Origin of the sequence: Robertmurraya sp. DFI.2.37 (assembly GCF_029211245.1) — a bacterium.
Taxonomy (GTDB): Bacteria; Bacillota; Bacilli; order Bacillales; family Cytobacillaceae; genus Robertmurraya; species Robertmurraya methanolica_A.
In genome coordinates this window covers 42,706-56,157 of sequence record NZ_JARGEJ010000009.1, presented here as the reverse complement: position 1 = coordinate 56,157, position 13,452 = coordinate 42,706, and the positions used below count along the sequence as shown (strand labels likewise).

The window sequence follows — 13,452 nt, the reverse complement described above, 5'->3', positions numbered from 1 at the left end:
AAATTTAGGGGGGATTTTTTGATCAATCTTCCAATCGATCAGCCTGTCATTATTTTTGCTTTGGCAATGGTTATTTTCTTTTTCACACCTATTTTGATGAAGAAAATGAAAATACCAGGGATTATTGGTCCAATATTAGCAGGGGTCATCATTGGTCCACATGGATTCCATCTGTTAGAAAGGGATCAAACGATTGTTTTGTTAGGGACGATAGGGCTATTGTTTATTATATTTATTGCAGGCTTAGAATTAGATCTTGATGGCTTTAAAAAGTATCGCAGACGAAGTGTTCTTTTTGGCTCTCTTTCTTTTACCATTCCATTGATTTTAGGGACAGCTGTCGGAATTGTTTTCAATTATAGTTTAACTGCATCGCTTCTGTTAGGCTCCATTCTTGGTTCGCATACATTGCTAACTTATCCAATTGCTAGCAGATTGGGGATTGCTAAAAACAAGGCTGTTACAACAGCAGTAGGTGGGACGCTGTTAACAGATACATTCGCTTTATTCGTTTTAGCAATCATCACAGGTGCCACTGCAGGCCAGCTCTCACCCATCTTCTGGCTCAAAATGATTATTTCCTTTATTTTATTTGTTGCATTAATTTTATGGGGAGCACCCAAATTATCAAGTTGGTTTTTTCGAAATGCAGAGAATGAAGGAATAGCCAATTTTACGTATGTAATGGTGATTCTCTTTGTTTCAGGTTCTTTGGCGATTATGGTTGGGATGCAGCCGATCATCGGAGCATTTTTGGCAGGTTTGGCCCTTAATCGCTTAGTGTTGGATTATGGAACATTAATGAACCGAATTCGCTTTTTAGGCAATGCCTTATTTATCCCTTTCTTCTTATTGTCTGTAGGGATGCTAATGGATTTAAGTGTGCTCTTTCATAACCCAAAGTCATGGCTGATAACCGTTACGATAGTGGTTTCCGTATTTATTGGGAAAGCATCAGCCCCGTTTATAATTAGAAAAATTTATAATTATTCAATAACAGAACGGAACGTAATGGTTGGCTTAACAATACCGCAAGCGGCTGCTACTCTTGCATCCACACTGGTTGGCTATGAGGTGGGGTTGCTCGATCAGGCTACCGTTAACGCTGTTATTATCATGATCTTATTAACATGTATCGTCGGACCGTATTTAGTTGAGAAATACGGAAGAAAGCTGGCGTTAAAGGAGGAACAGCGCCCTAGTGACAGAAATGAAGATCCGGAGCGGATTCTTATTCCTCTAGAAAATCCACAAACGATGGAATTGTTAATTGATTTGGCGAATTTAATCAAGCAGATTAAAACAGATGACCAACCTTTATACACACTTACAGTCGTTCAAAAAGATATAAAATCAGCACAAAATGAAGTTGCGCACGCAGAAAAAATGCTCGGGCATGCGGTCATGTACGCTTCAGGTGCAGAAATTCCAGTGCGCCCTATTACGAGAGTTGATCACAATGTCGCTAATGGGATTATAAGGGCGATGACGGAAGAAAGAATTAATACAATTGTAATTGGCTGGGATGCAGAAAGAAAAGCCAATAAATTATTTGGCAGCATTATCGATCGTTTTGTCGATCAAACCAATCAAACGATTCTAGTCTCAAAATTGAGTCAACCGCTTCAAACAACACGACGGATGATTCTAATCATTCCATACGGAACCGATCATAAACCTGGTTTTATCGAAGCCTTGTCTCGGATAAAAATTTTGACGAGCCGATTAAGTGCTTCCTTGTTAGTGCTAGTGATCAATGATTCTGTCGAGAATTATGAGAAATATTTACAGAAAACAAAGCCAGAGCCACCAACGGAATTAATAAAATTAAATAGTTGGCTTAGCTTACAAACAGAGTATGTTTCGCACTTTAAATCAGATGATTTAATTGTCATTCTGAGTGCGAGGAAAGGGACAATTGCTTGGCACCCTCAACTTGAAGTGCTGCCGAAGCGATTGGCAAAAATCAATCAGCAGAGCTTTATTGTTTATTATCCAGCTGAAGAAAAAGAAGTCGATATAAGGGGTTCTAAAGGAATTGAAATCCCAAAGGAAGTGTTATTTAAAAAGGACTATGAGGATTATGACTAATGAACGAACATAAGCAAAGAAAAGCGGATAGGGAGCATGGAAATGAATCACCGTGGATTTATGTGGTCATTCTTGTAATAGTTTATATCAGCGATCGTTTTTAATTTTTATCATATAAACTATGTAAGGATTGGCTTACACAGTTTATATGATATTTTTATAATAATTTTTTCTATTTCGGAGATGTTCATTCTTTTTCAGAATGAATAATGGGTTTAAATCCACCTAATTCAATCCAGTTGATGTGACCATTATCTAATGTAACTTTAAAAAAATCTTCCTCATTGGTTTCTTCAATATGAACCACTTTTAAGTTTTTTGCTTGATAAAATTGCTCAATTTCTTGAGTTACTTTGGCAGTAATGATGGATTTTACTGGTTCCGTCACTGGACTAGAGTGGTTCTCTTGTTCCACAAGCGGTGCCAGTGCTGCTTTTTCATTTTGATTATAAATTCCTTGCAAAAGCTTAATAATTTCTGAGAATCCTAGGAAAATGAGTCCACATATTATTCCAGAAATAAACATTGACCAGCCTATAGTCGTTTGCAGCTCTCCTAAAAAGAAATGGTCGTCGGAACTTGTCCCGTATAATAACCCTGATACAGCACTAAAAAGGATGATCAAAACTCCGACAACGAATAATGCTTTTGCAACGGGATTATCTTTATTTGTCATTTGCTTTCCTCCTTTATCCACTTAAGATAATTGTAACATTTGTCCATTTTTAGAGGTATTTTGAATTTGATTATAAAACGCTTGCAATTTAAGTGGATAAATTCAGAAATATGGTTGACAAATCAGAAGTTAAATAATATTATCCAATTAAGGTTAACCGGTTAACATGGAGGGACTATGAATAAGAAGCCAACAATTAGAGATGTAGCTAAATATGCAAAGGTGTCTCCTGCTACTGTCTCATATGTTTTAAATGGTGTAAATAAAGTATCAGAAGATACGAAAACAAGGGTTTTAGAAGCGATAGAGACATTAAACTACTATCCAGATTTTACAGCCGTTAGTCTATCAAAAAAGAAATCAAATATTATCGGAATCATGTTGCCGATAACGGAAGACTCTCCAGCCGTGTTTAAAAATAATCTCTATTATAATGAGTTTGTCAGCGGCGTAGAGATGGTTGCCCGTAATCATAAATTTGATACGATGATCACTGGAGTTTCTAGCCCTGAAGAAGCAAGGCTATGGGTGAAAAAAAGAAATTTAGATGGGGTTATTTTTTTAGGGAAATTTCCACAAAATTTATTTGCAGAAATGACCAAGCTTGATATCCCGATTGTTCTTATTGATACGTATGAGGAGTACACTAGTTTTTTTCAAAATGTGAAGATAGATGACGAATATGGCGGTTATTTAGCAGGAAAGCATCTGATCGAACTAGGACATAAAAATATTGCTTTTGTCTCCACTAGTTTAGAGCTGAGTCCAGTTGATTCAAAACGTTTCACTGGATTTAAAAAAGCACTTCAGCAAGCTGGTGTAAAATTGAAGTCAGAATTCATCTATGAGGCTCTAGATATATCTTTTGAAAAGGGAATTCAACTTGGTGAACAAATATTAACGGAGTCCAAGCCAATTACAGGGATTGTAGTGGTGTCTGATATTTTAGCAATCGGAATGATAAAAGCATTTCAGGAGAATAAAAAGTTGGTTCCTGAACATTACTCGGTCGTCGGTTTTGATGATTTAAGTATAAGCAAATATATGACTCCTAGTTTAACAACAGTCAGGCAAGATATTTTTCAAAAAGGAAAATCAGCGGCTGAATTGTTGATTCATTCCTTTGAAGCTCCGGATGCAGAACAGCATACGATCGAGCTTCCGGTGCAACTTGTAGTGAGAGGATCAACAAGGAGAATTTGAGAATAAATGTGCTATTTACAAAGTAGCACTTTATTTTCACCAATCTAGTTAACCGATTAACTAAACATATATTTTTTTGTGTTTCAGTTAACCGGTTAACTAAAAGGAGGTGATGCACGAGAAATATAAAGATTTGCTCTATTTATACTCGTTTAGGGGGAGATATTGAATGAAGAAAAAGCTGTTTATCTTGATTGCCTTATTATTTACATTGTCCTTAACTGCTTGTGGTCCAGATCGTGATGTATCTTCAGATGCGGATTCTGAAGAGGGAGGAGAAAAGCCAGAAAAATTACTAGTATGGGCACCTAACGATCAAGCTAGTGCCGTACAAGAAATTTCACAAGAATTTACGAATGAGACAGGTATTGAAGTAGAAGTACTGCCGTTTGCTATGGATGAGCAGGAAGAAGCTATGTCATTAGATGGTCCTTCTGGAAATGGGCCAGATTTATTTTTTCAACCGGGTATTGGCAGTTTGTCTATAAAAGGTCTTGTCCAGCCAATGAATGTGGAGGATAAAGTACTTGAAACATATTCAGAAGGTTCGGTTGATGCATTAAGTTATGAGGGAGAAGTTTATGGTTTGCCGGCAGTCGTTGAATCCCTTGCCCTTTATTACAATAAAGACCTAATTCCAGAGGCTCCTGAAACGATTGCTGAACTGGAAGCAATTGCGAAAGAACTGACAGATGTAGCAATTGATCGATATGGTTTCTTATATCCAGCTGCAGATTTTTATTTCTCATTTCCATTCATGGCAGGACAAGGAGCATATATTTTTGCTGAAGAAAATGATGTATTTCAAGTTGAGCAAATGGGTTTGAACAGTGACGAAGCTGTTGCTGGAGCGAAGATGATTCAGGGTTGGTTTGAAAACAGTTACTTACCAACCGGGGTTACACAGGATGTAGCAGGTGGCTTGTTTAATGAGGGAAAAGTTGGTGCTGTCGTGAACGGTCCGTGGGCTCTTGCTGAATTTAAAGAAGCGTTGGGAGATAAATTAGGTACTGCCCCGCTTCCAAAGCTTGAAAATGGTGAGTATCCAATTACCTTTTTAGGAACGAAAGGATGGATGTTATCTGCATACACAAAGTATCCAGAGGCAGCAACAGAGCTTTCTATTTATTTAACGAATGAGGAGTCATTAAAAACATATTATGAAAAAACTGGAGAGATGCCAGCAAAATCCTCCATTTTAAGCAGCGATCAATTTCAAAATGATCCATTAATTAGAGGCTTTGCCACACAATTGGAACATGCTAGACCATTCCCGCCTGTACCAGCGCTTTCCGCGGTTTGGGATCCAATGGCAGATGCATTAACCTTTATCACTCAAGGAGAAGATGTGAAAGAGTCCTTGGATGAAGCAGTTGAAGCGATACAGCAAGATATAGAACTAAACTATAAATAAGTTTTCGCTGTCGCTGCTTAGCTGTTCTCCATTTGTATGGATGCATCTAAGCGGCGAATCTCGTAGTTTATTAGATAATCAGTTTTTGATTATGTAAAGGGGGTATTTCGCTTTGGCATCGATTCACAATAAAAAACATAGCCCTCGATTAGCGGCAATTTTGTCAGTTATACCGGGTCTTGGTCAGTTTTATAACAAACGTTATATAAAGGGCTCCTTTTTTCTTATTTTGTCAATTTCATTTATCATTGTCTTTTATGATTTATTGAATATTGGATACTGGGGATTGTGGACACTGGGAGAAATACCAGCAATAGATGATTCGAGGGTATTGTTAAGTCAAGGAATTATTGCCTTAATAGTAACAGTGTTCGCTCTGCTCTTTTATGCCATTAATATTGTCGATGCGAAAAAGGATGCGCGGAAAATACAAGATGGTTTTGAAAGAAAGAGTTTAAAAGAAACAGTGAAAGATTCTTGGGATTATGCTTTTCCTTATATTTTAACTGGGCCAGGATTATTCTTGTTAGTGTTCGTTGTTATTTTTCCATTATTATTTATGGCGTTCCTTGCATTTACCAACTACACACTTATGAACTCACCGCCAAAAAACCTACTTGATTGGGTTGGCTTTGAAAACTTTAAATCACTATTAACGATCCCAATTTGGAGAAACACCTTCTTGTCTGTCCTTTCATGGACGTTAATATGGACATTTGTTGCCACGACTCTGCAAATAGGACTTGCAATGTATTTGGCTGTTATCGTAAACGATGCAAGGGTGAAATTTAAAAAATTGATAAGAACGGTTCTGATTTTGCCATGGGCAGTTCCAGGCTTTGTCACGATTCTTATATTCTCGGCTTTATTTAATGATAATTTTGGTGCTATCAATCGAGATATTTTAATGCCGTTTTTTGATACACAAATACCTTGGCTAAGTGATCCGTTTTGGGCAAGAATCGCTCTTATAAGCATTCAGATTTGGCTTGGCTTTCCGTTTGTTTTCGCTTTATTTACTGGGGTGCTACAAAGTATTTCCCAAGAGTGGTATGAAGCGGCAGATATCGATGGTGCATCTTCATTTCAGAAATTTAAATATATTACGTTCCCGCATCTTATGTTTGCCACTGCCCCATTATTAATCATGCAGTATGCGCAAAATTTCAATAATTTTAATATCATTTATTTGTTTAATCAGGGCGGGCCTGCTGTTAAAAATCAAAATGCCGGAGGTACTGATATTTTGATTTCTTGGGTATACGATTTGACTTTCGAATCAAGTCAGTTCAGTATCGCGGCGGCAATTTCACTTATTTTAGGATTCATTGTTGCCATTTTCGCTTTTTTCCAATTTAGAAGAACGTCCTCATTTAAAGAGGGGGGAGAACTGTAATGAATAGTAAAACGAAAAACATATTACAATTAATCGGGATCTATGGAAGTATTTTCATCATGTTTGTCATTATTTTGTACCCTCTTCTTTGGACGTTTGGACTTTCATTAAATCCAGGCTCCAGCCTTTTTGGTGCAAAAATGATCCCCGAAAATTGGTCGTTTAAACATTATATTTGGTTGTTTACTGATCCAGACAGCGATTATTTGCTTTGGTATAAGAACACATTGATCGTTGCATTTGCTGCATCAATTGGTTCGACGATTTGCGTTTCACTTGTCGCCTATGCCTTTTCAAGATATCGCTTTGTTGGTCGTAAATACGGCTTATACACATTTCTTTTATTGCAAATGTTTCCTGTGCTAATGGCGATGGTAGCGATCTATATCTTATTAAACTTAGTTGGATTGCTGGATTCACTTTTAGGCTTAATCATTATTTACATCGGTGGTTCGATTCCTATGAACGCATTTCTTGTGAAAGGTTACTTCGATACAATTCCGAGGGAATTAGATGAATCAGCGAGAATGGATGGGGCGGGACATTTTCGCGTGTTATTTACGATCATGCTGCCGCTTGCGAAGCCAATTCTTGCTGTTGTTGCCTTATTCAATTTTATGGCTCCATTCATGGACTTTATTCTGCCGAGAATTATTTTACGAAGTCCAGAGAATTATACGCTGGCATTAGGGCTTTATAATTTTGTTAATGCTCAATTTGCTAACAACTTTACCAGGTTTGCTGCTGGCTCCATTTTAATTGCAGTTCCGATAGCTATCGTTTTTTTAATGCTGCAGCGCTATTTAATTAGCGGTTTAACCTCTGGCGCCACAAAGGGATAATAAAAGCTTATTTAATAGTTAGCATTTTATAGATGAACAACTTTTGGAGGGGACAAGAATATGAATGATACCAGTTTTGCAATCCTACCAGATAAAGAATACGAGCAACATACTCGTTATAGAAGTGTAGGGGCGCTTGTATCTCATGCGTTTGAGAGCAAGCATATTTTAGAAATGGAAGCTGAAAATGGCTATGTTACGATTATATTTTATCGAGATGATATTGTCCGTATTATGATGAATCCGAAGAAGAAACCTTCAAAGCAAACGACAAGAGCAGTGATAAAGAAACCTGTGCAATTGAACTTGTCGTTGCAAGAGAATCAGGAAGAACTCTATTTAAAAAGTAAGAAGCTCTCGCTTCATATAAATAAAACTCCGCTCTTAATATCTGTTTTTGATCAAAATGGCTCATTGCTTCTTGAAGAGGCAGATCAGGGAATGGCTTTTAACGAGACTAAAGGGGTGATCTGTTATAAACAAATGGTGGAGGATCAACATTTTTACGGATTTGGAGAAAAAACGGGCTACTTAGATAAACGCGGTGAAAAGCTGACGATGTGGAATACGGATGTATATGCCCCTCACAATCCCGAAACAGATCCTATTTATCAATCTATTCCTTATTTTATGGCAGTCCGTCAAGGGAAAGCGTATGGAATCTTTTTAGATAATCCATCTAAAAGCATTTTCGATCTGAAATCATCAACAGAGACCTATTCTTTTTTAGCGGAGAGAGGCCAGTTAGATTATTATATATTCGGAGGTCCTACTCCTAAACATGTAATCGAACAGTACACGGCTATTACTGGGAAAATGCCGCTTCCACCAAAATGGGCATTAGGTTATCACCAATCAAGATACAGTTATAAAACAGAGCAAGAAGTGAGGGAATTAGTGCAAACTTTTAAAGAAAAATCTATTCCATTAGATGCTGTTTACTTAGATATTCATCATATGGATGGCTATCGTGTGTTTACATTTGATCAAGAGCGCTTTTCAAATCCGGAAAAATTAATCGAGGAATTAAGGGTAGAAGGGGTGCATATTGTCCCAATCGTTGATCCCGGAGTTAAAGCTGATCCCGAATACTATCTTTATCAAGAAGGAATTAGAGGTGATATGCTTTGCAAATATTTAGATGGAGAAATCTTCCACGGTGATGTATGGCCAGGGAAAAGTGCCTTTCCTGATTTCACCAAAAAAGATGTACGTCGATGGTGGGGAGAGAGCCATCAATTTTACACCAAATTAGGGATCGAAGGTGTATGGAATGATATGAATGAACCCTCTGTTTTTAATGAGTCGAAAACAATGGATTTAAATGTTGTCCATGATAATGATGGTGACCCAAAAACACATCGTGAGCTTCATAATCTTTATGGTTTGCTTATGGGAGAGGCAACATATGATGGGTTAAAAAAGCAGATCGATGGCAAACGCCCTTTTTTATTAACTCGTGCTGGTTATGCAGGAATTCAACGCTATGCGACTGTTTGGACAGGAGATAACCGCAGCTTCTGGGAACATTTGCAGATGGCTTTGCCGATGTGTATGAATTTAGGTATTTCAGGTGTTCCTTTTTGCGGGCCAGATGTCGGTGGATTTGCACATGACTCGAATGGGCAATTATTAGCCCGCTGGACACAATTTGGTACATTTACTCCATATTTTCGCAATCATTGTGAATTAAAGTCAATTCATCAGGAGCCTTGGTCTTTTGGAGAGAAATATGAACAAATCATTAAAAGATATATTCAAGAACGTTATCGGTGGTTGCCATATTTATATACATTGTTTCAGGAAGCAAGTACAACAGGGCTTCCTGTTATGCGAGCTTTAATGCTTGAATATCCAAATGATCAACATACCGTTAACTTATCTGATCAATTTATGATCGGTTCGAATCTGATCGTTGCCCCTATTTTAACGCCGGATACGTTTCATCGCGTTGTTTATTTACCAGAAGGAACGTGGGTCAATTATTGGACTGACGAAAGGTTATCTGGTGGTAACCACTATTTAGTTGAAGCTGATTTAGAAACTTTGCCGCTGTTTGTAAAGGAAGGCTCCATTATTACGCATGGTACGGTAAAAGGTTCAACTAAACAAGATGAAACTCTTTTAAAGATTCATCTTTATCCAAGTAAAGAGGGGAAAGCTAGCTTTACTTATTATGAGGACGATGGGAAATCATTTGCATATGAGCACGGGGAGTTTTTCAAGGCGATCATCACTGCTGAAATGGAGCTTGGAAAGTTAGACATAACATGTAAAACAAGCCATAGCCAATATGAGCCAGTATGGGAGGATATGGAGTTCATTATTCATGGGTTAGAGGAAGGGAAAACGGTCTTTATTAATGGGGAAAAACAAGCGAACAGTAAGTTAATAGAGCACGAAAAGATGATCATTTGCGCCAAGCGTCAACATTATTTTAAATAGTTGAATAAGAGCAGATGGAATAGGGCGGGTAGCTATATGCTAACCCGCCTTTATTTTTACGTCTAAAAATTCCCAATTAACATAAAATTTATATTTACAAGCTTAATCCTATGCTATATTAAAAAGAGTTATCCGGGTTTACTCAGCTAACCATTATTTTAACGAGCGAGGAGGTATGTTGCGAATGGGGAAAATAATTGAAGTTTCTGCCTTAAAGAAATCATATGGAAGCATTGAGGCAGTAAAAGGAATTGATTTTTATGTAGAAGAAGGGGCGCTTTTTGCCTTTTTAGGTCCGAATGGAGCTGGGAAATCTACGACGATTGATATTCTTTGCACTTTATTAAAGCCGGATGGTGGTCATGTCACCATTAATCAACATCAACTTGGTTTGGATGATAGCAATATTCGCTCTGAATTGGGAATTGTTTTTCAAACAAGTCTTTTAGATGATTTATTGACAGTGAAAGAAAATCTTATATGCCGTGGCAGTTTATATGGATTGTCGGGCCAGGAATTGAAAGAAAGAATGGAGTATGCCATTGATTATACAGAGGTCCGAAGTTTTTTAAATCAACCCTATGGAAAATTATCCGGTGGACAAAGAAGAAGGGCAGATATTGCAAGGGCGCTGATTAACAAACCGAAAATCCTGATTTTAGATGAACCGACGACAGGACTTGATCCACAAACGAGACAGCGGGTGTGGGAAACGATTCGTCAAATTCAACGAGAAACAGGGATGACGGTTTTTCTTACCACCCACTATATGGAGGAGGCCGCGAAAGCTGATTATGTTGTTGTGATTGATAATGGTGAGGTTGTGGCAAAGGGAACACCATCAGAACTGAAGGAAAAGTATAGCTCAGACTACTTGGAAATTCATGGGGCTGACATTGAGAAATTAATGGCTCTTTTGAAAGAAGAAGGATATGAATTTGAGCGAAAAGTAGATACGCTAACCGTAAGACTGAATGCAACGATAGAAGCATTGCCAATTTTAGAACAATGTAAAGAGGACATCATTGGTTTTCAAGTAGTAAAAGGAACAATGGATGATGTGTTTATCACGATTACAGGAAAAGGATTAAGAGAATGAGATATTTAGTGAAACGGAATTTGTTGGTGTTTTTTCGCGATAAGGCCGGTGTATTTTTTTCCCTTTTAAGTGTTCTGATTGTAATAGGATTGTATTTATTATTTTTGGGAGATGTCATGAAAAGTAATTTCGATGGTGTAGAAGGAGCTGGAACATTAATTGATTCTTGGCTGATGGCAGGTATCATCGCAATTGCACCGATTACGACTGGAATAAGTGCATTGAGTAATATGGTAGAGGATCGGAAGCTGAAGATTGATAAAGATTTCTTCGCTTCGCCTATAAAAAGAAGTAGTTTAGCTGGTAGCTATATTTTAAGCTGTTTTGTGATTAGCTTGCTTCTAACAATGCTCACCTTGATTTTTGCACAATTTTATATTGTCATAAATGGGGGAGATTTCCTCACTTGGTCTGCTTTAGCAAAAGTCTTAGCTATTATTATTTTATATGATTTCTTCTCTGTCTTCATGCTTTACTATTTTGTCTCTTTTTTCAAAAGCAGCAATGCTTTTTCTGCTGCAGCAACCATTATTGGAACGTTAATCGGTTTTTTAACAGGAATTTATATTCCGATTGGAAATTTACCTGAGGCAGTACAATGGCTTGTGAAAATATTTCCACCTTCCCATGCAGCTATGATGCTTCGCGAGATCATGATGGGCCCGGCTGAACAACTCGTCTTTGAGAGTGCTCCAGCAGCGGCAATGGAGGAATTCCGGTTATTAATGGGCTCTGTATTTGAAATTGGTGGCATTACTGTCCAATGGTGGCATAGCATTTTATATTTATTGATTATCGGGATTGTTTTCTTTTTATTAACTTTATGGAAAATGTCTAAGAAAAAAGGATGATTATCGATGGTGCTGATTGCCCTTTGGTGCGATCAGCACCACCAGTCTTCTAGAACAATCCGTTCTCATTAGGTGAATCTGTTGGAATTGCTTGTCCTATCTTCTATAAATCAACAATTTGCTTGCGGTCAAAACGAAAGATATGTACCACAGCTCCTACGATATCCTCTGAATCTGAATGGACAGCGACGCTCTCTCTCTGCGCTCACCCGTTTTACCTCGAATTTCTCTTCCATTACACGCATAAGTGATTGAGCATTGCCGCGAAAATATGGATTGTGGTGAGTGAAATTTGCGCTTATATATTGCTCGAACGCCGTTTGAACTGTTTCACTAGCAACTAATTGTAAAAAAAATACTGCCATTTCTTTGTAAGAGCATTCTAGTTTCTTTTGTTCTGAACTCATTTTGTTGCCCCATACCTTCATCATTAAAATGAATGAAAGTTTAGGTATGGTCAATTCATATAGCAAATTTTTAGGTTTACGTGCTTTTGGAAGTAGGTGTTCAAGCTTTCCATTCAGGTAGATAAGAGTGACAATAGGAAGGATTAAAGTGTTAGTGTGGTTAAGCTCGATTCTGCCTATATTGCCTGTTGAAATCATGGAATCTTATGATTTTATATAAGGATTTGATAAAATGTTTGTGGACACCTTTTTAAGATTATGCGGGTGAGTATATAAGAATAAGAGGGAGTAGAAATAATGATTATTGATAAATTGAATTTGCATAAGTATAAAAATTTGGCTGTTTTAAATCAACCAAGTGACTATGATATTTTTACTGACAATAAGACGGCGCTTTCTGGAGAGCATGACGCTATTTTTATTTTTGTGGAATTACTTGAGGAAATGGTTGAGTATACGCAGAAAATAATGGATGAGCAGCAGTTGCTAGAAAAAGGATATTTATTTTTTGCCTATCCGAAAAAAGGGAATAAGAAGTATGAAACATTTGTACACAGAGATGAGATCTTTCCAGCAATGAAAGTTGGGGAAGATGGCTATGTAAATGGAAGTGATTTGAAGTTTTCTAGAATGGTGAGCATGGATGAGGTCTTTACAGTTGTTGGATTAAAGCGTGAGAAAAAGAAAGCTAAAAAATCTCCAGCTTCGAGTCAGTCTGTTGCTGATTATGAGAACAAAATTGAAGATGTTGAGAAGCTATTAAGGGACTATCCTGTTGAACTTGATTTCTATCGGAGTTTAACAGCTGGTTATCAAAGAGATTGGGCTCGTTATATTTTCTCTGCCAAACAACAAAAGACGCGGGAAAAACGTCAGGAGCAAATGGTCGAGATATTATCACAGGGATATAAATCTTTTGATTTATATCGGCAAAAGAAGAAATAGATTATAGTTCTGATTGAAAGGTAACAAAATACTACTTTTCCATATTTCATTAATTAAAATGATTAAACTCTTCGCAGATATAC

General features: G+C 37.4%; 11 protein-coding genes. 9 read left to right on the top strand and 2 right to left on the bottom strand.

Annotated elements, in window-relative coordinates; all coding sequences use genetic code 11:
- Positions 1-18 precede the first annotated feature (18 nt).
- On the top strand, positions 19-2,091 hold the full coding sequence (locus PZE06_RS07175; protein WP_150914967.1) for a cation:proton antiporter: 2,073 nt from the start codon (positions 19-21) through the stop codon (positions 2,089-2,091).
- A 187-nt stretch (positions 2,092-2,278) separates the two neighbouring features.
- Here the strand turns inward: PZE06_RS07175 and PZE06_RS07170 are convergent, their stop codons facing one another.
- On the bottom strand, positions 2,279-2,767 hold the full coding sequence (locus PZE06_RS07170) for a hypothetical protein (protein WP_150914966.1): 489 nt from the start codon (positions 2,765-2,767) through the stop codon (positions 2,279-2,281).
- A gap of 177 nt (positions 2,768-2,944) precedes the next feature.
- Here PZE06_RS07170 and PZE06_RS07165 point away from each other — a divergent pair, with 177 nt between their 5' ends.
- From PZE06_RS07165 to PZE06_RS07135, 7 genes are all read left to right on the top strand, one after another.
- Positions 2,945-3,970, top strand: a complete 1,026-nt coding sequence (locus PZE06_RS07165; protein WP_095309386.1) for a LacI family DNA-binding transcriptional regulator — start codon at positions 2,945-2,947, stop codon at positions 3,968-3,970.
- Positions 3,971-4,139: 169 nt separating this feature from the next.
- Positions 4,140-5,384, top strand: coding sequence for a sugar ABC transporter substrate-binding protein (locus PZE06_RS07160; RefSeq protein ID WP_150914965.1), 1,245 nt, complete (start codon positions 4,140-4,142; stop codon positions 5,382-5,384).
- A gap of 112 nt (positions 5,385-5,496) precedes the next feature.
- Positions 5,497-6,780 carry a sugar ABC transporter permease gene (locus PZE06_RS07155; RefSeq protein ID WP_095309390.1) on the top strand — a complete coding sequence of 428 codons (1,284 nt, stop codon included), beginning with the start codon at positions 5,497-5,499 and terminating at the stop codon, positions 6,778-6,780.
- Complete coding sequence (locus PZE06_RS07150) at positions 6,780-7,622, top strand: sugar ABC transporter permease (RefSeq protein WP_095309393.1); 843 nt, start codon at positions 6,780-6,782, stop codon at positions 7,620-7,622. Before PZE06_RS07155 ends, PZE06_RS07150 begins: the two co-directional genes overlap by 1 nt.
- A gap of 60 nt (positions 7,623-7,682) precedes the next feature.
- Positions 7,683-10,067 carry a glycoside hydrolase family 31 protein gene (locus PZE06_RS07145; protein WP_150914964.1) on the top strand — a complete coding sequence of 795 codons (2,385 nt, stop codon included), beginning with the start codon at positions 7,683-7,685 and terminating at the stop codon, positions 10,065-10,067.
- A gap of 184 nt (positions 10,068-10,251) precedes the next feature.
- A complete protein-coding gene (locus PZE06_RS07140) occupies positions 10,252-11,166 on the top strand; it encodes an ABC transporter ATP-binding protein (RefSeq protein WP_095309396.1) in 915 nt (304 codons plus the stop codon).
- A complete protein-coding gene (locus PZE06_RS07135) occupies positions 11,163-12,017 on the top strand; it encodes an ABC transporter permease (RefSeq protein ID WP_150914963.1) in 855 nt (284 codons plus the stop codon). The genes PZE06_RS07140 and PZE06_RS07135 overlap by 4 nt, the downstream gene beginning before the upstream one ends.
- A 128-nt stretch (positions 12,018-12,145) precedes the next feature.
- On the opposite strand, the gene PZE06_RS07130 is transcribed toward PZE06_RS07135, so the two are convergent.
- Positions 12,146-12,424 carry a hypothetical protein gene (locus PZE06_RS07130; protein WP_306421136.1) on the bottom strand — a complete coding sequence of 93 codons (279 nt, stop codon included), beginning with the start codon at positions 12,422-12,424 and terminating at the stop codon, positions 12,146-12,148.
- A 294-nt stretch (positions 12,425-12,718) separates the two neighbouring features.
- Here PZE06_RS07130 and PZE06_RS07125 point away from each other — a divergent pair, with 294 nt between their 5' ends.
- The gene (locus PZE06_RS07125; protein WP_150914962.1) at positions 12,719-13,369 is read left to right on the top strand and encodes a YdeI/OmpD-associated family protein; all 651 of its coding nucleotides are present in this window, start codon (positions 12,719-12,721) and stop codon (positions 13,367-13,369) included.
- The last annotated feature ends 83 nt before the right edge of the window (positions 13,370-13,452 follow it).